Source organism: Kitasatospora sp. NPDC059571 (genome assembly GCF_042735675.1).
In the GTDB taxonomy this organism is placed as follows: domain Bacteria; phylum Actinomycetota; class Actinomycetes; order Streptomycetales; family Streptomycetaceae; genus Kitasatospora.
Genome location: NZ_JBHWBW010000003.1, coordinates 48,659 through 67,747 on the forward strand (window position 1 = coordinate 48,659; position 19,089 = coordinate 67,747).

At 72.8% G+C, this 19,089-nt stretch carries 19 protein-coding genes; 8 read left to right on the plus strand and 11 right to left on the minus strand.

The window, feature by feature from the left end:
• Positions 1-128: 128 nt before the first annotated feature.
• The 6 genes from ACFV0G_RS01340 to ACFV0G_RS01365 form a co-directional block, all read right to left on the minus strand.
• Positions 129-557, minus strand: a complete 429-nt coding sequence (locus tag ACFV0G_RS01340) for a VOC family protein (protein WP_380539642.1) — start codon at positions 555-557, stop codon at positions 129-131.
• A gap of 170 nt (positions 558-727) precedes the next feature.
• Positions 728-1,027 (minus strand): DUF4193 domain-containing protein, encoded by a 300-nt coding sequence (locus ACFV0G_RS01345; protein WP_380539645.1) that lies wholly within the window; start codon positions 1,025-1,027, stop codon positions 728-730.
• 382 nt (positions 1,028-1,409) lie between these two features.
• The gene (locus ACFV0G_RS01350; RefSeq protein WP_380539648.1) at positions 1,410-2,147 is read right to left on the minus strand and encodes an alpha/beta hydrolase; all 738 of its coding nucleotides are present in this window, start codon (positions 2,145-2,147) and stop codon (positions 1,410-1,412) included.
• A 338-nt stretch (positions 2,148-2,485) separates the two neighbouring features.
• A complete protein-coding gene (locus ACFV0G_RS01355; RefSeq protein WP_380539651.1) occupies positions 2,486-4,105 on the minus strand; it encodes a ricin-type beta-trefoil lectin domain protein in 1,620 nt (539 codons plus the stop codon).
• 343 nt (positions 4,106-4,448) lie between these two features.
• Complete coding sequence (gene thpR / locus ACFV0G_RS01360) at positions 4,449-5,066, minus strand: RNA 2',3'-cyclic phosphodiesterase (RefSeq protein ID WP_380539654.1); 618 nt, start codon at positions 5,064-5,066, stop codon at positions 4,449-4,451.
• Positions 5,067-5,122: 56 nt separating this feature from the next.
• Positions 5,123-5,539, minus strand: coding sequence for a hypothetical protein (locus ACFV0G_RS01365; RefSeq protein ID WP_380539657.1), 417 nt, complete (start codon positions 5,537-5,539; stop codon positions 5,123-5,125).
• A gap of 80 nt (positions 5,540-5,619) precedes the next feature.
• Between ACFV0G_RS01365 and ACFV0G_RS01370 the strand changes: the two genes are divergently transcribed.
• The 3 genes from ACFV0G_RS01370 (at position 5,620) to ACFV0G_RS01380 (ending at position 7,887) form a co-directional block, all read left to right on the plus strand.
• Complete coding sequence (locus tag ACFV0G_RS01370) at positions 5,620-6,435, plus strand: class I SAM-dependent methyltransferase (RefSeq protein WP_380539712.1); 816 nt, start codon at positions 5,620-5,622, stop codon at positions 6,433-6,435.
• Positions 6,436-6,505: 70 nt separating this feature from the next.
• The gene (locus ACFV0G_RS01375; protein ID WP_380539660.1) at positions 6,506-7,264 is read left to right on the plus strand and encodes a hypothetical protein; all 759 of its coding nucleotides are present in this window, start codon (positions 6,506-6,508) and stop codon (positions 7,262-7,264) included.
• 227 nt (positions 7,265-7,491) lie between these two features.
• Positions 7,492-7,887: a nuclear transport factor 2 family protein gene (locus ACFV0G_RS01380; protein WP_380539663.1), complete on the plus strand. Its 396-nt coding sequence runs from the start codon at positions 7,492-7,494 to the stop codon at positions 7,885-7,887.
• Between the two features lie 428 nt (positions 7,888-8,315).
• On the opposite strand, the gene ACFV0G_RS01385 is transcribed toward ACFV0G_RS01380, so the two are convergent.
• Complete coding sequence (locus ACFV0G_RS01385) at positions 8,316-9,458, minus strand: alpha/beta fold hydrolase (RefSeq protein ID WP_380539666.1); 1,143 nt, start codon at positions 9,456-9,458, stop codon at positions 8,316-8,318.
• Positions 9,459-9,682: 224 nt separating this feature from the next.
• Positions 9,683-10,432: an ATP-grasp domain-containing protein gene (locus ACFV0G_RS01390; RefSeq protein WP_380539715.1), complete on the minus strand. Its 750-nt coding sequence runs from the start codon at positions 10,430-10,432 to the stop codon at positions 9,683-9,685.
• 281 nt (positions 10,433-10,713) lie between these two features.
• Between ACFV0G_RS01390 and ACFV0G_RS01395 the strand changes: the two genes are divergently transcribed.
• The 3 genes from ACFV0G_RS01395 to ACFV0G_RS01405 all read left to right on the plus strand — a co-directional run bounded on the left by ACFV0G_RS01395 (position 10,714) and on the right by ACFV0G_RS01405 (position 14,462).
• Entirely contained in the window at positions 10,714-10,995 is a 282-nt protein-coding gene (locus ACFV0G_RS01395) for a pyrimidine/purine nucleoside phosphorylase (protein ID WP_380539669.1), read from the plus strand.
• A gap of 633 nt (positions 10,996-11,628) precedes the next feature.
• The gene (locus tag ACFV0G_RS01400; RefSeq protein ID WP_380539718.1) at positions 11,629-12,879 is read left to right on the plus strand and encodes an alpha/beta fold hydrolase; all 1,251 of its coding nucleotides are present in this window, start codon (positions 11,629-11,631) and stop codon (positions 12,877-12,879) included.
• Positions 12,876-14,462, plus strand: coding sequence for an alpha/beta hydrolase (locus tag ACFV0G_RS01405; protein ID WP_380539672.1), 1,587 nt, complete (start codon positions 12,876-12,878; stop codon positions 14,460-14,462). The genes ACFV0G_RS01400 and ACFV0G_RS01405 overlap by 4 nt, the downstream gene beginning before the upstream one ends.
• Positions 14,463-14,607: 145 nt before the next feature.
• Here the strand turns inward: ACFV0G_RS01405 and ACFV0G_RS01410 are convergent, their stop codons facing one another.
• The 3 genes from ACFV0G_RS01410 to ACFV0G_RS01420 all read right to left on the minus strand — a co-directional run bounded on the left by ACFV0G_RS01410 (position 14,608) and on the right by ACFV0G_RS01420 (position 16,842).
• Positions 14,608-15,012: a hypothetical protein gene (locus ACFV0G_RS01410; RefSeq protein ID WP_380539675.1), complete on the minus strand. Its 405-nt coding sequence runs from the start codon at positions 15,010-15,012 to the stop codon at positions 14,608-14,610.
• A gap of 144 nt (positions 15,013-15,156) precedes the next feature.
• Positions 15,157-16,125 (minus strand): MBL fold metallo-hydrolase, encoded by a 969-nt coding sequence (locus ACFV0G_RS01415; protein WP_380539678.1) that lies wholly within the window; start codon positions 16,123-16,125, stop codon positions 15,157-15,159.
• Between the two features lie 120 nt (positions 16,126-16,245).
• On the minus strand, positions 16,246-16,842 hold the full coding sequence (locus ACFV0G_RS01420; protein ID WP_380539682.1) for an ArsR/SmtB family transcription factor: 597 nt from the start codon (positions 16,840-16,842) through the stop codon (positions 16,246-16,248).
• 157 nt (positions 16,843-16,999) lie between these two features.
• On the opposite strand from ACFV0G_RS01420, the gene ACFV0G_RS01425 reads away from it, so the two are divergent.
• Together ACFV0G_RS01425 and ACFV0G_RS01430 are read left to right on the plus strand one after the other, a co-directional pair.
• Complete coding sequence (locus ACFV0G_RS01425) at positions 17,000-17,893, plus strand: PhzF family phenazine biosynthesis protein (RefSeq protein ID WP_380539685.1); 894 nt, start codon at positions 17,000-17,002, stop codon at positions 17,891-17,893.
• 580 nt (positions 17,894-18,473) lie between these two features.
• Positions 18,474-19,007 carry an Lrp/AsnC family transcriptional regulator gene (locus tag ACFV0G_RS01430; protein WP_380539688.1) on the plus strand — a complete coding sequence of 178 codons (534 nt, stop codon included), beginning with the start codon at positions 18,474-18,476 and terminating at the stop codon, positions 19,005-19,007.
• Positions 19,008-19,089: the final 82 nt, after the last annotated feature.

The following is a 19,089-nucleotide window of genomic DNA, read 5'->3' on the forward strand; positions in this document are numbered from 1 at the left end:
GCCGGCACACCCCCCCCCCCCCCCCCCCGGTTTAGCGCGGGCCCGGGGCCGCCCGCCGCCCCCGGGGACCTTAGGCCCGCCGCCCGGCACACCACCGCCGGTACGGAGCCGCTGCGGCCCGGGATCGCTCAGTCGAGACAGAACTCGTTGCCCTCGATGTCCTGCATCGGGATGCAGGCATCGTTGCCGTCGTACAGCGTTCGCACGTGCACCGCACCGAGCGGGACCAGTCGTGCGCATTCGGCCTCAAGTGCGGCGAGGCGCTCCTCACCGACGAGCCCGGTGGCGACCCGTACATCAAGATGCAGCCGGTTCTTGGCGGCCTTCCCCTCGGGAACACGCTGGAAGTACAGTCGCGGGCCCACACCGGAGGGGTCAATGCAGGCGAACCATGAATCCCGCTGCTCCGGGGGCAGGGAGTGCCGGTAGTCGTCCCACGTGGCGAACCCCTCCGGCGGCGGCGGTACGACGTACCCCAACACCTCGCACCAGAAGCGCGCAAGGCGCTCGGGTTCTGCACAGTCAAAGGTGACTTGGATCTTCCTGATCGCCGACATCGGCGCACCGTACCAGAGGAGATCGGTCCGGGCGCGCCGCGCCCTCCCCCACTACCCACGGCCGGGCCCCGCGGCCAGTGCCTCGGGCGAGGCGGGCAGGCACGCGGCCGGCGCGGCCGGCGGGCCGAAACACGGACCACCGCCGGCCGGCCCTCGTGCTCCCGCAGGGATCAGGACGCGCAGTCGCGGCAGATGGGCTGCCCGTTCTTGTCCTCGCCCGCGAGCTGGGCGCGGTGGTGGACCAGGAAGCAGGTCATGCAGGTGAACTCGTCCTCCTGAAGGGGCACGACCCGGACGGTGAGTTCCTCGCCGGACAGGTCGGCACCCGGGAGCTCCAGCCCCTCGACGGCCTCGGGGTCGGCGTCGACCGCGGAACTCTGGGTGTCCTCGCGCTGGCTCTTCAGTGCCTCAATGCTCTCGTCCTTGCCGTCGTCGTTGCTGTCGCGCGGGGCGTCGTAGTCGGTTGCCAAGGGGTGCCTTCTCGTTGTCCGGGGTCTCTTCGGGCATGCGGGGGCGTTCCGCCCACCGGCCGGCGGGGTGCCGGCCGGGCGAGCGTCCGTGATCAGTTCCTCCCACGGCACACCACCATCCCATCTGTCGGCCGTCCGCCGCGCGATCACACACGGCCCGACGAGCCGCCGTCAGGCAGTCGGCCGCGGGGACGCGGTGACGGCAGGGCCGCCGACCGAAGGACGGCGGAATCGAACAATGCAGGGCTGCGGGTGGCGCGGGTCCCTCCCGAGTCGGCGAGGACCCGCGCCGTCACCGGCCGGGCGGGCCGGGACCTGCCCTTGAGGAGCAGCATCCCGGCCGGCACGGCTCGGCGTCTGCCGGTGGCCCGAGGGCCCGGTCTCACTTCAGGTGCCGGGCGAAGAACCGGGCGCCGGCATCGAGCTCGAAGTGCGGGACGCCGGTGTGCCCGCCCAGATTGGCGTGCAGTGTCTTCTCCTCGGAGCCGAAGGCGTCGAAGAGGTCCAGGGCCGCCTGCCGGTCGTTCCCCTCGTCGTCCCACTGCAGCAGGACCTGCAGCGGAATGGTGACCCGGCGGGCCTCCTCGAACACGGTGGCGGGGATCAGACTCCCGGCGAAGAAGCCGCCGGCCACGATGCGCGGCTCGACCGCCGCCAGCCGGACGCCGATGGAGATCACTCCCCCCTCGTACCCGACCGGGCCGCCGATCCCGGGGAGCGAGAGGAGTGCGTCCAGGGCGGCCCGCCACTCCGGGACCGCCTGCTCGACCAGCGGGAGGATGAGGGCGTCGACGACTTCGCCGCTGACCGGCTCGCCGGCCTCCATCGCCCGGCGCAGGTCGGCGCGGGCCTGGTCGACGGCGGCCAGACGAGGCCGGTCGCCGCTCCCGGGGAGCTCGATGGTGGCCGCGGCGAAGCCGTACTCCGCCGCGTAGTACCTGGCCCGCCCCGCCAGCCGGGGGTACATCCTGTGCAGGCCGAGCGGCGGGTGGCCGATCAGGATCAGCGGCGCGGGTGCGGATGCGGACGCGGGCGTCCACAGGATGCCGGGGATCCCGCCGAGGGTGAATGCGCGTTCGAGGACGTCGCCGTCGAGACGCTGTTCGGACGTGAAGTGCACGGTGGTGCCTTTCGGGAGTGCTCATGACGGCGCTCCCGGACGACCTACCGCCCGACCGTGACCCCGGAGGGGAGCACCCATGTCGATACTGCGTTCACGGGTACCACCTCCTCGTTCTCTCGCACGGCCTCCGGCAACGTAGCAGTGGTCGGGACGGTCCGCCAAACGGGTTCCTGCCCGGGCTCCGCGGCCACGCGCCGCGCGAACAGGCCCGGGCAGGAGGTCGAGGGCCCCACCGCGGACGATGAGGCCCTCGACGTGCTCGGTGTCGGTTCACGCGCGGCGTGGAACCGCGGGTGCGCGGACGGCTCCGTTCAGGGCCGAGGTCCTGCTCGCCCTCAGGCCAGGGCGAACTTCTGGGCGCCGGAGCTGTTGCAGTCCCAGATCTGCAGCCGGGTGCCGTTCGCGGTGGCACCCGACGGCGAGTCGATGCACCTGCCCGTGGTCGGGTTCGACATCGAGCCGTCGGCGTTGGCGACCCAGTTCTGGTAGCCGCCGCCGTTGCACGTGGCCAGCTGGAGCTGGGTGCCGGCCGCGTTCACACCGCCTGCGATGTCCAGGCACTTGCCCAGCGTGCGCAGGGTCTGGCCGCTCCAGGTCCACTTCTGGTCGAGCGAGGTCGCCTGCTGGCAGTCCCAGAGCTGGACCGCGGTGCCGTCGCCGCCGGTGTCGTCACCCGCCACGTCCACGCACTTGCCGCCCGGACCGTAGATCGGGGTGCCGATCGCGAACTGCTGGGCGCCGGAGCTGTTGCAGTCCCAGATCTGCAGCCGGGTGCCGTTCGCGGTGGCACCCGACGGCGAGTCGATGCACCTGCCGCTGGTCGGGTTCCGCAGCGAGCCGTCGCTCTGCCGCACCCACGACTGGTAGCCACCGCTGTTGCACGTGGCGAGTTGCAGCTTCGTGCCCGCGGCGCTGTTGCCGCCGGCGATGTCCAGGCACTTGCCGAGGGTCTGCAGGGTCTGTCCGCTCCAGGTCCAGTGCTGGTCCTTGGCCCCCGACTGGCAGTCCCAGAGCTGGACCGCGGTGCCGTCGCCGCCGGTGTCGTCACCCGCGACGTCCACGCACTTGCCGCCCGGACCGGTGATCGTCTGGCCGGTCACCGAGCCACCACCGCCGCCCCCGGAGCCGGGACCCTTGTTGTACACGGCCACCGAGTCGACGACCAGCTTGCCGCCCGAGACCGTGGCCGCGTTCGGGCCCCCGCCGAAGGCGTCCGGGAAGCCGCCGCCGATCGCCAGGTCGTAGATGATGAAGAACGGGTGGTCGATAGCGTCGGACCAGGTCGTCGCGTCCACCTGGTTGGCGTTGACGGTGAAGAAGTTGTTCCCGTCCAGGTAGAACCGGATCTGCTCCGGCGAGACCGAGCGGTCGATCTCCGCCGCGTAGTCGTGGAAGCCGGTCTGGCAGCCCGAACAGGCGCGCTCACCCGAGCCGATGCCGGTCGACTCGTTGCACGGGCCACCCGGGTTCACGCCGCAGTGGATGGTGCTGAAGACGGAGCTGCGGCCGTTGATGTCCTCCATGATGTCGATCTCGCCGGACTTCGGCCAGGTCACACCGGAGCGCAGGGGCGCACCGAGCATCCAGAACGCCGGCCAGTAGCCCGCGCCGTTGGCGGTGTTGACGTTCGGCTGCTGCAGGACGGACTCGATGCGCACGACCCCGCCCGCCGGGGCGCCGAAGGCCGCCGACTGGGTCTCCACGCGCCCGGAGGTCCATCCGGCCCGCGGGTCGGAACCGGAGTGCAGGGCCTGGAGCACCAGATGGCCCTGGCCGTCGTAGTAGACGTTCGAGGTGCTGCTGGTCATGGTCTCGATCTCACCGGTGCCGAAGTTGCTGCCCGGCCCGGTGTCGTACTTCCACAGGTTCTGATCGATACCGGTCCCTGACGCACCGTTGAAGTCGTCGCTCCAGGTGAGCGTGAAGCCCGGCGGTGTCGGGGGCACCGCCGCCACGGCGTCCGTTGTCGCGGCACCCACGGTCGCGACAACGGTGGCCGCCACCGTGACCGCGACGACTGGAATCAATGAGAGCGCTCTCTTCCACGCGCGGCGCCTGGGCCGTGCCATGAGAAATGTCATGCATGCAGCATGGCGATCGACCCCCCGTTCGACAAGACGCGCGGCACGATCACCTTGCGGCGAATCTGCGAACTCACCCACCGCACAAGGACGGAGAGAGTGGGCGTTCGTCCCCGCAGAGGGCCAGGCGGGGCGCCTGACGGGCCCTCGGCGAAGCCGTCCCGATCAGCTGCTCGGCCGGGCCGGAGGACGGCTCTCGCCCGCGCCCGCCTGTCGCCTACCGCTCGGCGGGAGCGCTCTCACCATCGGACCGGACCGCAGCACCGAAGCGCCACGCCTCGATGTCGCGGTAGCGGATCGGCCCGGGCCCACGGCCGATGTTGCTGCCGACCAGGTGGAGACGCTCGGCCTGCCACGACCGGCCCACGAACCCGGCGAGCCCGGCCGCGGCCTGCGGCACGCTGGTGGCATCGTCGCGACGGGACCGCGCCAGCGTCAGATGGGGACGCAGCGGGCGTTCCCTGAACTCGATCCCGCAGGACCTGACCAGCTCGCGGACGTCCGCGGCGAGCAGGTGCAGTCCCTCCACGTCCCCGTCGATCCCGCTCCACAGCAGCCGCTCGTCGAAGTGCCCTCCCCCGCGCAGGCCCAGCTCCAGGGCGGGGTGCGAGGCCGCCCGGCCGGCCAGCACCGACCGCAGCAACGGCACCGCCGTGGCGGGCAGCTCGCCGAGGAAGGCCAGGGTGATGTGCCAGTCCTCGATCCGGTTCCACCGCAGCCGCGGGTACGTGGCGTACGCGGGCCGCAGGGCCCGGGCCAACTCGTCCTTCGCGTCGTCGGGCGGGGCCAGTGCCACGAAGACACGCAGGGTCGAGGGCTCGGAGGGAACATCCACCAGACCTTTCTAGCACTCCCGCCGACGCTCGCGGCCGGCCCGGCCACGGGCAGCCGTCAGAGGCCGGCCCCGGCGAGGATGCGGCCCATGCGGGCCCGCTGCAGCACGGGGTTTGCGGCCGCCTCGTCGGCGACGCCGGCGTCCGGGTCCGCCAGGAGTCGCTCCAGCAGGTCCGCACGGACGTTGGGGTGCCGGGCCACGGCTGCGCGCAGGAACGGCTCCTCGCATGCCGCGAGCCGCCGCAGTTCCGGTACGGGCAGCCCGGGGTCCTTCAGGGCGTGGACGCGCACCCGGGGGTCCGGCTCGTCCATGAAGCCGCGCGGTTCCCGGCGCGGGAAGTTGGGGTGGTCCACCAGCAGCGGTCGGATGTGCGGTGCCTCGCCACCGGCGCGGACCAGCCGCACCAGGACGTCCACCGGAGCAGTCGGGTTCCGCCCCAGCCCGGACAGCTGAGGCTGCTTGAGATGCACCATGCGCCCACGCTAGCCGAGCCGCAGCGACCCTCTAGGCTGGCCCGGTGACTGATGAGCAGGAGCGGGTGCAGCCGTCGGGAGTGTGGGCCACGGCGGTGGGGGTGGCCAGAGTGCGGGCGTTGGAGACCGAGCGGGAGAACGCGCTGTTCCGCGACCCGCTGGCACGGGCGTTCGCCGCCGCCGGCGGCCTGTGGCCCTCCTCGCCGCCGCAGCCCGATGACGAGGCCGCGCGGCGCCGCCGGCTGGCCGTGTCGTTCTCCATCGTCATCAGGACGAAGTTCCTCGACGACCTCTTGCAGCAGGCCTCCGCGTCCGGGGTCCGGCAGGTCGTGCTGCTCGGCGCCGGCATGGACAGCCGGGCGTTCCGGATGGACTGGCCCGGGGGCACCCGGCTGTTCGAGGTCGACACCGCCGCCCCACTGGACTTCAAGGCCTCGGTACTGCGCCGGGAGCGGGCCGTCGCGCGCTGCGAGCGGATCCCCGTCGCGGTTGATCTGCGTGAGGACTGGCCGGGCGCGCTGGCCGCCGCCGGGCACGACCCGGCCGTGCCGACCGCGTGGATCGCCGAAGGGCTGCTGATCTATCTGCCCGAGGATGCGGTGGAGCTCCTGCTGGCCCGGATCAGCGCGCAGTCGGCGGCGGGAAGTCGAATGGGGCTGACGTTGGGCTCGCGCGGCGTGATCGAGCGCTTCGGCGCGGACGCCGTGCCGGGGTCGGCGGCGTCCATGTGGGTGTCGGAGATGCCCGACGACCCGGTTGCCTGGCTGGCCGGGCACGGCTGGGAGGCCGAGAGCCACACCCTGCGCGATCGGGCCGCCGCCTACGGCCGCCCGATCAGCACCCCGCCGCAGCGCGAGGAGCGGCCCGGCGGACTGATCTCGGCGGTCCGCCGGTAGAGTGCGCGTCCGGCTCCCCGGATGATCGGTTCCAAGGGGGCCTGACGACTGGCGCCGGCCATGAATGCACGTGGGGCAACGGGAAGCACCCAGGACAACGGGAAACTCGGGGGAACGGATCATCACCCACCACCGCATTCGCCGGACGGCTCTGGCCGCACTGCTCGGCGCAGCCGTCCTCTCCGGATCCGGCTGCTCGATCGGCGCCGGCGCCCCCGACAGGTCCGGCCCGTCGGCGGCGGCCACCGTCACCGAGCGCCCGCTGCCGGCCGACGCCATCGTCCCGAAGGCCGGGGCCGACCTCTGCACGCTTCTGGGGTCCGGATTCCTCACCCGGTACGCGCCGGACTACACCCTGGACGATCCGCGGCACAACCCGCTCATGCGTCCCGAGTACCGGATCCTGAACACCGACCAGGGCGGCACCGGGCCGGAATTGGCCGCCGGCGGATGCCAGGTCAGCAACGACGGGGGCCTCGGCGGCCTGGGTGTCACCTTCACCCGCGAACTGCCCGGGCCCGACACCGGCAGGTCACCGGAGGACCGCTGCGCCCTCGTCGCCAAGGACCGGCACGACCGGGAGGCCGCCGAGACCGAGTCCCTGGACCCCGCCTTCACCTTCGAGGACATGCCCGCCCTCGGCCCCGGCGGATTCCGCGAACTGGAAGTCCGGGACGGAAAGGTCCTGATGGCCAGGACCCAGGGATGCCGCGGCGCCGACTGGATCGCGCTCTCGGTCGTCCCCGGGCCGCACAGCGACAACGGCAGGGCGGCGAACGACGCCGTGGAAGCCCTGCAGGACATCTACCGCCGGTTGGGCGACGTCTGACAGCGGCAGCGCGTGATCGACGTCAACGACGGCACGATCCAGGCGCGCCCCGGAATCGAGGACGGCGTCCTCGTCGAGAAGCGAGCCGGAGGACCGCGAGGCCCTCGCACGCCGGCCGCTCGCCCGCTGCGCCCCGCGGCTCCCCGAATAGACCGCCCGTATAGCCAGTGACAGGGTGGAGACATCAGGCGATTTCCCTGCTCGTCCAGGAAGGGTGGCGAGGAGCCATGGCCGAACACCCACATGCCGCGTTGATCCGCAAGGGGTACGAGGCATTCTCGCGGGGTGACATGGACACCCTCAGGGGCATGATGACCAGCGACTGCACGCAGCACGTCCCGGGCAGCCACAAGCTGTCCGGCGACTTCAAGGGCGTGGACGCGGTACTCGGCTACTACGGCCAGCTCGCCGCGGAGACGCAGGGCACCTTCCGGGTCGAGCTGCTGCACCTCTTCGTCGACGGTCGAGGTCATGTGATGTCGGTGCACCGGTTCACCGCCGAGCGGGCCGGAAGGACGGTCGACATGGCCGGCGGCATCGTGTTCCGCATCGTCGGCGACAAGATCACCGACCTCGACGAGTGCGTCGAGGACCTGACGGCAACGAACGGCTTCTGGGCCTGAGGCACGGAACGCCGGCCGGGCCCTCGGGGGCGGCCGGACGTCGCGCGGTCCCGACCGGGAAGCGACCCGGGCCCGGTGCGCCGAGGCGCACCGGACCCTCGCCCACTTCCGTCCGCGCCGGAGCGCAGCGTGATGTACGGAAGCGTCAGAAGCCCCTGCCGGCGCAGCCCGTACGGGATGGCACCCGGTGGCACCGACCGGGCGCCGGGCCGCTGTCTGTCCTCGACGGCCTGGTAGACGGTGGTCCAGAAGTCGTGGACGAGGCGGGCCGCGTCGGGGGACGGACATGCCGGTCTGGGTGAGCAGGATCCCGGTGAGCCCGTGGTGCGGGTCGGCGTAGGTGGAGGTGGAGGTGCCGCGGCGGCCTGCACGGCAGCGGCGCAGCGCGGGCGGCACGGAGTGACCTGCTCGCTGAGGGGCATCGACTTCTAAGGGGTCGGGCTGAGCACGCCGTTCGCGTCCATGTCGTAGCGGCCCTGGGTCTTGCCGCCGGCGTCGGTGTGCTTGATCCAGTGCTTCGACAGGTTGTGCAGGTTCTTGTGCTGCACCTCCCAGGGCATCTGGTGTCCGGCGCAGTCCACCTTGATCAGGAGCTTCTTGGGCCCCGTGATGGCGTCGTAGAGGGCGGGGACCGAGAAGTCGAGCGCTGGGCTGGGGGCAGGCTGCGGCGTGTTGGCCGTCTTGTCGTGCTCCCCGTACACGATGAGTACGGGGACGCTCCCGCCCAGGACACCGCCCTGGCCCGCGGTCGTCTTGTTCCAGCCCCACGTCACGAAGTTCCGGTACCGGCTGACGCCCTCCGGTCTGCCGGACGGCAGGATCTTCCCCCACGTGCGGCCGATCGGATCGTTGTCCAGGAGCGCGCTCCACACCACGTCGAGCATGCCGGGTTCCCGCTGGTTCGCACACAGCAGCTCGTTGCCCCAGGCGGTGTCGAGGCCGGCGCGCGTGAGGAGGTGGGTGGGGAAACCGGGCACCGGCAGGGGGGCCGGCGGGGTCGCGCTGCCCTTGGGCGGGAAGATCGGCGCGAGGAGGAAGAGGCTCTCCACCTTCGCCGGGTTCTTGATCGCGTACGGGCCCATCGTGAACGCGGCGGCCGACCAGCCGATGAAGGCGACCTTCGAGACGCTGCGCGTGGTCCGGATGTACTCCACGACGGTGGTGAGCTCGTCCAAGTCGCTCTGGGAGTTGGTCAGCTGGTACGGGTAGCTGTGGGTCCGCGCGCCCGGGAGGGGATTGGGCGTGATGGCGGCCTGATGGATCGGATTGACGTTGCAGGGGTCCTCCATGCGGGGGCGCGGCGACCGCCCCGAGCCCTGAAGGTCCATCATGAAGACGTCGTAGCCGGCCTGGGCCAGCGCTTCGGCCCATCCGTACGAGGTGTGCTGGAGGTCGAAGCCCGCCAGTGCCGGAACGCTCCTGCCGTGCAGCATGAGGACGGCCTTGCGGTTTCCGGGCGATCCCGGCGGGGTGCCGTCGCGCTCGCGCAGGAAGAGCTCGACGAGCTGGTCCTTGGTGGCAGGGACGGTCGACTTGTGCGGGACCTGGTGATCGGTCGTGGTGACGCCCATGGGAATCCTTTCGGCCGGCGCGGTAGGGGCGTCGAGGGCTCGCCGCCCAGCTCAGCGTCGGCGAGGAGCGTGCCCCACGCCACAGGAGAACCGCTGTACGAGTCAACCGGCAGCGGCATCGTTCGTACAAATGCCGTCCGGGGTGGCTGCTGCCGCACCGGCCGGACCGGGGCGAGCCCGACGGTGAGGTCCCGCGAGAAGGCCCGCCGTCCGGGCAGCGCGCGTCAGTGCCGCACGAACGCCAGATCGCCCGGCCGCACCCGCTCGCGCGGCCCCGCCGCTCGGAGCACCACGTCGAGCACCCGTGCCGGATCGGCGGCGTACGCATGCGAGAACCACGCCATGTTGGCCTCCACCACGGCCCAACGGTGCCCCGCACGGTACGGGTCGAGCAGCCGGCCGACGTCCAGGACGACGGCGCTCGGCAGGGTGTGCCCCGCTGCGGCGATCAGCCGGTCGACGAAGCCGGTGATCTCCGCCAGGGTGGCCCGCGCGGCACGGTCCCTCTCGTCCGTGCGCAGCGGGCGCGGGTCGAGCCGGCCGAACACCGCGTACCGGCCGGCCGTGGCGATGCGCCCGTCCAGCAGGAACAGCCGGTACTCGGCCTCGAAGGTCACCACCTCGGAGAGGAGCACCGGCGTTGCCGGGTCCAGACCGGCGGGCAGCCGGGACCCGTCGGCGTAGACGCCCGCGGGGAAGGTCTTGTCGCGTGGCGGCTTGACGAACGTCGGCTCGTCGAGCGCCCGCGCGTCGGCGACGGTGGCCGAGCGGATGTCCCGGCCGGTGAATTCCTCCGGCAGCTCGGCGAGCCAGTCATCCACCGGTTCGAGCAGCGCGAACCCGAGTCTGCCCGCCAACCGTGCACCCGCGAGCGGCCCGCCGTACCAATGGGCCGGCCCCGTGAGCGGGCCGAGCTCCTCCGCCGCCCGCACCGCCATCCCACGCGCCGCCGCCTCGCCGGCCAACAGCTCCATCGTCGACGTCCGCCGCTCGGGCATGACCAGCACCGTTTCCCCCTGTGGTCCGTAGTGGCCGCCAGGCTAGACGCACCGGGCCGGCAGGCGCAGCCGAGATACCGGGCGCCGGTCGGGTGCTGCCGGCCGGCACGGCCGGCCGGCCCCGGGAGGAGTTCACGGGGCGAGACGGGTCACCGGCCGCGACGGCGGCGCCGGTAGCTTTCCCCCGCCCTACTGTCCGACACCCGGCACGCGGCGAGCAGCACGCTCGTTCCCGCCCGTTCCCCGAGGGGGATCCCATGTTCAAGGTCAACGAGTACTTCGACGGCGCGGTCACGTCGATCGCCTTCAAGCAGGAGCACGGGCCGGCGACCATCGGCATCATGGGACCCGGCGACTACCGGTTCGACACCGCCGCCCCGGAGACCATGCACGTGATCAGCGGCGCCCTGACCGTCAGGCTGCCCGGGGCCGACGGCTGGGAGACCTTCGCGGCCGGCACCCGGTTCGACGTCCCCGGCAGCAGCAGCTTCGAGCTCAAGGTCGAGAGCGACACCGCCTACCTCTGCGAATACCGCTGACCCCGCCCCGAGGGTCCGTCTGACGCGTCGGCACCCGCCCCCGGTGCGGCGCCGCACGGCCTGCCGTCCGCCGCGCCGAAGGGTGAGGACCGGGGCGGGGATCTGCTCCAGGTGGAGTCCGCGAGTGGTGGACGTCCACCCGCCGACGCAGGCTGGCCAGTGTCCGCCCGAACCACGTGGCGGGCACATCCACGCGGCGTCGCGGCCGGTGCGGACGGGTCGTCAGAGAGACGGAATCACATGGTGGAGCAGGGTAGCGAACGGGGTTCGGCGTCACCCGTTCGTGGGTTCGGCAGGTCGGTTCGACGGTGGGCGCAGCACCGGTACGCACGGGGGCGTGCCCGGGGCGCCCCCACCGGGGCGGCACTCGTCCTGGGCGTGCTGACCCTCGTGGGCGCAGCGGGCCCGGCGCCGGGCGGGGCCGCGTCGGCGGCCGTCCATGAGGGCGTGTCAGCGGGCCCGGCGCGCTTCGTGCCGGCGGCCTGCCCGGAGACGCCCGATCCGGTCCCGGGGCGGTGCGGGTACCTGGAGGTGCCCGAGAACCGCGAACGGCGCGGCGGGCGGACCATCCGGCTGGCCGTCGCGATCATTCCCGCCGTGTCGGCGACGCCGGCCGCGGACCCGGTGGTGTTCATGGAGGGAGGTCCCGGCGGCGATGCGTTCGGGAGCATTCCCTTCCTGATCGATTCCGGTGTGAACCGGGACCGCGACCTCATCGTCATGGCCCAGCGCGGCACGCTCCACGCGCAGCCGAACCTCGCCTGTCCGGAGATCGACCGGTTCGGCGCGACCGCGGTGGGGCTGGCCTACGACGCGCCCTCGACCGGGCGGCGGCTGGTGCGCGCGGCGAAGGAGTGCCGGGACCGGCTGGCGGCCGACGGGGTCGAGCTGAGTGCCTACAACACCACCGAGAACGCCGCGGACTTCGCCGACCTGCGCAGGGCGCTGGGCGTCAGGCAGTGGAACGTCTACGGGTACTCCTACGGCACCGACCTGGCCCTCACCTATCTGCGCCGGCACCCCGAGGGGATCCGCTCGGTGGCGATCGACTCGGTCGCACCGCCGCAGATCGTGAGCCTGCCGTGGACGTGGGACAGCGCCCGGGAGGGGATCGGCGCGATCTTCGCGGCGTGCGCGGCGCAGTCTCCCTGCGCGAGTCGCTATCCGGACCTCCCGGGCCTCCTGACGGAGCAGGTCCGGCGGCTGGAGGCACATCCGCTGAGGCTGACGGCGCAGCCGCCGGCGGGAGGTGACCCGGTGCGGGTGGTCCTCGACGGCGGCGCGCTGGTGAACCTGCTGGTCGCCAATGCCGTCAAGGCGGTCGACGTCCCGGCGGCGCTCGACGAACTCGCCCACGGGAACCCCGAGCGCTTCGCCCGGGCCCAGGCCGCCGGTGCGACGCCCGTCATCGGCGAGTTCGCCCACGGCCTGACGCAGTCGGTGGCCTGCAGCGAGTGGGTGCCGGGATATTCGGAGGCCGACGTGCTGGAGGCCGGGCGCCGGGCCTTCCCCGGCTGGCCGGACACCGTCCTGGCCCAAGCGCCGCAGCTGCCCTTCGAGTACGACGTCTGCCGCGTCTGGAACGTCCCGGACCGCACGGCCGTCCAGCGCGTCGCCACCTCCAGCAGGGTGCCGGCGCTCGTTCTCTCCGGCACCTTCGACGCGAAGACCGGAGCGAGCTGGGGTGCCTATACGGCCCGGACGCTGCCGCGTTCGACCGCCGTGCTGATTCCCGGCATCGGCCACTGGGTGGTGCCCCAGTCGCCCTGCGCCGCGTCCGTCCTGACCTCCTTCCTGGTCAACCCGACCGCACCCGACACCGCCTGTGTGGCGGGGCTGGCACCCAAACCGTTCACCATCACCCCCGAGCCGGAGACCGCATGATGTCCGTCCGCCCGCCCCACCGGCCGCGCACCGTGCGACGGCTCCGGACCGCACTGGCCGGGGCCACCACCGGTGTCCTCCTCGCCGGCCTCGCCGCGCTGCCCGCCAGGGCCGACACCGGTGCGGAGAACCCGCTCGGCACGGCCGCCCGCACAGTGGGCCACGCCCGCTTCCAGCCGGGCCCCTGCCCGAGGACGGCGGACCCGATCCCCGCACTCGACGAGGCCCGCTGCGGAACGCTCACCGTGCCCGAGAACCGCTCCCGGCACACCGGGCGAACGATCACCTTAGGGGTCGCGATCGTGCCGGCGGCGACGAAGCGGCCGGCGTCCGACCCGATCGTGTGGTTCGCCGGCGGGCCCGGCGACGACGCGGTCTCCGAGATCCCGCTGGCGCTCAACGGCGGTCTGAACCGCGACCGGGACGTCATCTTCATGTCCCAGCGGGGAACCTACTCGGCCGATCCGCAGCTCACCTGCCCGAACATCGACCAGTTCAACGCCGATGCCCTCGGCCTCGTCTACGGCGCGCCGTCCACCGGGCGCCTGCACGTCGAGGCGACCCGCGCCTGCCGCGACCGGCTGGTGGGCCGAGGGGCCGACCTCGGCGCCTACAACGGCACCGAGAGCGCCGCCGACTACGCCGATCTGCGCGTGGCGCTGGGCCTCAAGCGGTGGAACGTGTTCGGCATCTCGTACGGCACCGACCTGGCCCTGCTCTACATGCGCCTGCACCCGGAAGGCGTCCGCTCGGTGGGCATCGACGGCGTCCTGCCGCCGTCCCTGGCCGGCGGGGCCGTCACCTGGAGGGCCGCGCAGGAGGGCTTCGACGGCCTGTTCGCCGCGTGCGCGCAGCAGGCCGCCTGCAACGACCGCTACCCGGACCTGAAGCGCACCTTCCTCCGCCTCGTGAGCGAGCTCGAGGCCCGGCCCGTCACCACCACCGTCTCCGTCCCGGGCCACCCGGAGCCGGTGAAGGTCGTGCTGGACGGCGGCACCCTGGTGAACTGGCTGACCGCGGCCACCCACGTCGCGACCGGGGTGCCCCGCTCCATCGACGAGCTGGCCCACGGCAACCCGCAGCGGATCGCCGAGCAGTTGGCCGGCGGCAAGCTCAGCCCGCAGGCCATGGGCAGGATCGCCCACGGGCTCGCGTTCGGTGTCTTCTGCAGCGAATGGACGCCGTACGAGAGCGAGGCCGACGTCATCCGCGCAGGGAAGCGTGCCTTCCCGTCGTTCCCCCGCTCGGTGCTGGCCAACGCCCCGCAGCTGCCCTGGCTCCACGACGACTGCCGCGCCTGGGACATCCCCGCCGCGCCGCCCTCGGTCCGCGACGTGACGCGCAGTGACATCCCCACCCTCGTCCTGTCGGGCGGCTTCGACGCCCAGACCGCGCCGAGCAACGGGCCGTACGCGGCTCGCACGCTGAGCCGGTCCACCGAGGTCACCGTCCCCTACGTCGCCCACGTGGTCTTCGCCGACTCGCCGTGCGCCCAGTCGATCACCACGTCCTTCTTCGACAGCCCGACCGCGCCGGACACCGGATGCCTCGCCGGCCTCCAGCCGCCCGTGTTCGAGACCTGACGTGACCCGAGACCGACCCGATCGACCGATCGACCGCGAGGCACGCACCGGTGGGCCACTGCCTGCCGGTGCGTGCCTCGTCGTCGGTGGGCCTCGGGCCCGAACGGCCTCGGGGCGGGCCCGCCGAGGGCCGGCGGGTGCCCGGTCAGCCGCCGCGGAGGGCCTTGTGGGCGCCGTACGCCTCCAGGAAGCCCTGGATCGCCTGCAGGTCGTTGCCGAAGGACGAAGGGCGCCACTTCGCCTTCCCTCCGTCGCGCCCGTGGAGGTCGAGCCAGACGGAGATGTTCACCGTGGAGCTGTCGGAGAAGCTCTGTCCCCGGACCTGCAGCTCCACCCCCACGAGGTCGTCGAACCGCACGACGCCGGGGGGCGTGCGGTCGTCCCGGTATTCGACGGTGCCGTCGGGGGTGATGACCAGCAGCGGGTCGGGGTCGTGCGAGGAGCCGTGCAGCAGGCCGGACAGCTTCCCGCGCTTCTTGGTGTAGAGCCGCCAGTTCGGCGGTGCGGCGCCTCGGCGGGCCTGTTCGAGGATGCTCTGCGGGTCGGTCATGCCGCCTCCGGTGTGTCCAGGACCACGGGGGATTATTCCGTACACCGAGGAACTTCGGCCACCTCCGACACCCCCGGGGCCCGGTGATACGCCGGATGGCCTGGGACGCGGCGCCCGCACCGCACCGGGGCGCGGCCGGCCGCCCTACCGCGGAGCGGCGCCCGGCCGGCGGCGGCGCGGTGTGGCCGCCACCCGCACCTTGTGGGCGATGCCCCTGCCCAGCAGGCGGAGTTGGTCGACCGGCCGGGGCTCGTTGTAGAGGAGGAAGTCGTCGAACCGGTGGATGCCGCGTCGGTCGGCGACGGACTCGGCGGCGTCCCGGACGGCCGTGAGGTGGCCCGGGGTCAGCTGGAGCGGCCGCTCGTCCGGCTGGTGGGCGGCGCCGATCGGGTAGTCCCGTCCCGGCCGGTTCGTCATCTCGACGTGGCAGCCGAGCACGTGGGTCACGGTGTGGGTCCGCGCGAAGTCGACGAGCCGGTCCAGGGTGGCACGGAAGGCCGCGAAGTCGAAGGCGTACAGGCGGCCGGGGAGGACGGTGTCGCCGGTGAACAGGATGCCGGTCCAGGGGTCGTGGACGGTGACGGAGCTCTTGTGGTGGCCGGGTGAGCCGAGGACCTGCAGCACCCTGCCGCCCAGGTCGAGGTCGACCGTCCCGGCCGGCCAGTCGTCGCCGAAGCCGAAGAAGGACCGGACGGCCTCCTCCTCGGGCGCCACCACGGTGGTGTGCGGCCGGTCGGCGAACTGGGCGTCCGCCGCCACGTGGTCGCCGTGGCCGTGGGTGTGCGCGACCACTAGGCCGTACTGCTCGCGCGGGTGCAGCTCCAGCCAGTCGGCGACCAGCCGGTCGACGGTCGCGCGCAGCGGGAACAGCTCGGGGTCGGCGGTGGCGCCGGTGTCCAGGAGCAGCGCGCGCTCGTTGCCGAACAGCAGGAAGAGGAACGGGGCTTCGTAGTTGACGCGCTTGCTCTGGCGGAGCAGGACCGTGTGCGGGTCGTAGTGGTGGACCTGGATCGACGGCTCGTCCGCCTCGCCGTGGATCCAGCGGACGTCGAGGGAGCCCTCGACCGGCGCCGCGGTGCTGAAGTCGATCGATCGGTCGGTGCCGGAATGCATGGTTCGTCTCCCCCGCTTCATGTCCGAGCGGTCCGCTCGGCGCTGTGACAGATGTCCTGATCGGTGTTCGGGTACGTGCTCGACCGCCGTCCCCGGCGGGCCGCGGCCCGGCCGGCTCCGTTACCGGCGCCCCTCGGATCCGCCGTCCGTCCGGTCCTCCGCGTCGAGGTCCGGCAGCGGCGTGGCCGCCAGGAAGTAGCGGACGTGGCGCCGGCCGGGAAGGCGATCGGCGCCGGCGTTCTCCGCCCGGGCGATGTAGGGGGCGAGGAGCGCCAGCCACTGCTCCCTCAGCTCGGCGGCCTCGTCCGCGGAGAGCACGGCGAGGGCCGTCATCATGCCCGCCTTCCGCCGCCACTCCGTGCTCTCGGCGTCGCGGCGCTCCGCGTGGTCGAGGATCGCCCCGGCCTCGCGCTCGACGACGATCCGCTCCAGCTGCAGCCCGACCTCCGGGCTCTCGTCGACGGCGATCCGGATCCGCCGCTCGGGGTCGGGCACCCGCCAGACCCGCTCGCGGCGGTCACGGCCCGGACCGGCGTCCTCGACGAAGCCGTACCGGGCGAGTTGGCGCAGGTGGAAGGAGCAGTTGGCCTGCGCGACCCCGAGCACCCGACCGCAGTGGGCCGCCGTCGCGGGCCCGGTCGCGGCAAGGACTTCCAGGAGGTCGAGGCGGAGCGGGTGCGCCAACGCCTTGAGCGCCCGGGGATCACTGATTCGCATGTCCCAAAGATTAGTTTGACGTCTCGTCATATGTCAAAGGGTTCTTTGAGATCTGGGCCCCGAACGGACGGCGGCGCACGCGGCGCCGGCCGGGACCGGTCCACCGGATGCGGATTGGCCTTGGCGGGCGGACGGCCACGGCTCGTAGGGTCGCCGCATGCGGATCCGGATCATCGACGCGTTCACCGACCGGCCCTTCACCGGGAACCCTGCCGCCGTCTGCCTGCTGGACAGGGGCGCCCGGCCGGCGGAGGGCTGGCCGGACGAGGCGTGGATGCGCCGGGTCGCTGCGGAGATGAACCTGTCCGAGACCGCCTTCGCCCTGCCCCGGCCCGACGGCGACGGCAGCGCCGACTGGGGCCTGCGCTGGTTCACCCCGACGGAGGAGGCCCGCCTGTGCGGGCACGCCACGCTGGCCACTGCACACGCCCTGCGCTCCGACGGGCTGATCGCTCATGGCTGGGTGCGCTTCGCCACCCGCAGCGGCGTGCTGCGGGCCCGCCCGGAGGCGGACGGCTCGATCACGCTCGACCTCCCCGCGGGGCTCTCCCGGCCGGCCGGACCGCTGCCCGGCCTGGAGGCCGCCCTGGGCCGCACCCCGACCGCCGTTCTGCGCACCGAAGCCCTCGACAAGTCCCTGGTGGTGTTCCCGGACGAGCACGCCGTGCGCAACCTCGTGCCCGACCTCGGCGCCGTGGGCCGGTTGCCGGTCAGGAGCGTGACCGTGACCGCGCCGGCGGACGGCCCCGCCTGCGGGTACGACTTCGTATCCCGGACGTTCTGTCCGGCCGTCGGCATCCCGGAGGACCCGGTCACCGGTGCCGCCCACGCGGCCCTGGCACCGTACTGGGCCGAACGGCTCGGCCGGCCCGGGGTGACCGGCTACCAGGCGTCCGCGCGCGGCGGACTCGTGGTCTGCCGGATCGCCGGCGACCGGGTCCTGCTCTCCGGCCGGGCCGTCACCGTCGTCGACGGCACGCTGCACAGCGAGCCGCCCTGGATCCCGTCCGGCACTCACCGGGGCGAGCCGGCGACGGCCCCGGCACCGTGAGGGGGCGGTGGGCCGGTTCGCCACATCCGCACCGGGGGTGGCCGCCCGGGCCGACCGGCTCCACACGCAGGGAAGCGCCGCATCCTCACCAGGGGCAGGCCCGGTCGCCAGGGCCCAACTGGACACTTTGGACAAGCCGGTTCGGAAGTGTGGATGCCACGGCCAGTGCCGATCGGGCGATCCGCTCCTACTGTTGCCCGTAGGCCCCCATGGGGGCCGACAGCCGGGCAACCCCCGGCGACATCCCTGCCTTCAAGGGACTTGCTGCCGACACCGACCGGTGCGCAGCCTCTCTCGCCTCTGCACGGCCGTGCCGGTTCACGCCGTGAACAGGAGGTCTCCGGCGCCTGGAGCGCCTGCGAACGGGCCGCTTCACCCCACCACGGGTCAGGGACGTCAGGTCGCCTCGCCCGTCGACGTCAGGTCGCGCGGGCCCCTCCCCGAAGGGGCGGTGCCGGAGATCCCGCTCATGGTCCCACCACGAAGGCGAGCGCCGGAGCCCTTGATCGCACCGCACGGCACACGGTTCGGAGCCGTGCCCGTCTGCGACCCGGCGAACACCTACCGAGGAGTCGATCACGTGCTGAGAGACCAGCGGGCCTACGACGCACCGCCGACAGGCAGAACGACGGGAGGACGCCCCGGTGCGGCCGGCTTCCCCACGCTCGCACCGACATCCGCTGCCGGCCTCGATGCCACCGATCTCCTGCTGCTGCGCCACCTCGGCGAGGACGCGCGGGCGTCGTTCGCGCAGATCGGGGCCGAGGTCAGCCTGTCCGCCAGTGCGGTCAAGCGTCGCATCGACCGGCTCCGCGCCAGAGGGGTCGTCCGCGGCTTCACCGTCGTGCTCGACCCCGCACTGCTCGGCTGGGGCACCGAGGCCTTCGTGGAGATCTACTGCCGGGAGCGCACGCCGCCGGAGGAGATCCTGTCATCTCTGCGCCAGTTCCCCGAGGTTGTCGCAGCCTGGACGGTCACCGGCGACTCCGACGCCGTGATCCATCTGCTCGTCACCGACATGCACCACTTGGAGAACGTCATCGAGCGGATCCGCAAGGAGCCCGGAGTGCAGCGCAGCCGCAGTCTCGTGGCCCTCTCCCGGCTGATCGGCTGAGAGGACCGGGGCGGAGGGGGGGCGCGGGGCGCCCGCGCACCCCGCAACAGAGGGGAAGAAAGAAGCAGACCACCCCCCGGAG

Excerpts from the sequence above, each read along its gene's own strand:
- ACFV0G_RS01340 (WP_380539642.1), bottom strand. The coding sequence starts at position 557 with ATGTCGGCGATCAGGAAGATCCAAGTCACCTTTGACTGTGCAGAACCC.
- ACFV0G_RS01365 (WP_380539657.1), bottom strand. The coding sequence starts at position 5,539 with ATGGTGCATCTCAAGCAGCCTCAGCTGTCCGGGCTGGGGCGGAACCCG.
- ACFV0G_RS01380 (WP_380539663.1), top strand. The coding sequence starts at position 7,492 with ATGGCCGAACACCCACATGCCGCGTTGATCCGCAAGGGGTACGAGGCA.
- ACFV0G_RS01385 (WP_380539666.1), bottom strand. The coding sequence starts at position 9,458 with ATGGGCGTCACCACGACCGATCACCAGGTCCCGCACAAGTCGACCGTC.
- ACFV0G_RS01390 (WP_380539715.1), bottom strand. The coding sequence starts at position 10,432 with ATGGAGCTGTTGGCCGGCGAGGCGGCGGCGCGTGGGATGGCGGTGCGG.
- ACFV0G_RS01395 (WP_380539669.1), top strand. The coding sequence starts at position 10,714 with ATGTTCAAGGTCAACGAGTACTTCGACGGCGCGGTCACGTCGATCGCC.
- ACFV0G_RS01400 (WP_380539718.1), top strand. The coding sequence starts at position 11,629 with ATGGAGGGAGGTCCCGGCGGCGATGCGTTCGGGAGCATTCCCTTCCTG.
- ACFV0G_RS01405 (WP_380539672.1), top strand. The coding sequence starts at position 12,876 with ATGATGTCCGTCCGCCCGCCCCACCGGCCGCGCACCGTGCGACGGCTC.
- ACFV0G_RS01410 (WP_380539675.1), bottom strand. The coding sequence starts at position 15,012 with ATGACCGACCCGCAGAGCATCCTCGAACAGGCCCGCCGAGGCGCCGCA.
- ACFV0G_RS01415 (WP_380539678.1), bottom strand. The coding sequence starts at position 16,125 with ATGCATTCCGGCACCGACCGATCGATCGACTTCAGCACCGCGGCGCCG.
- ACFV0G_RS01420 (WP_380539682.1), bottom strand. The coding sequence starts at position 16,842 with ATGCGAATCAGTGATCCCCGGGCGCTCAAGGCGTTGGCGCACCCGCTC.
- ACFV0G_RS01425 (WP_380539685.1), top strand. The coding sequence starts at position 17,000 with ATGCGGATCCGGATCATCGACGCGTTCACCGACCGGCCCTTCACCGGG.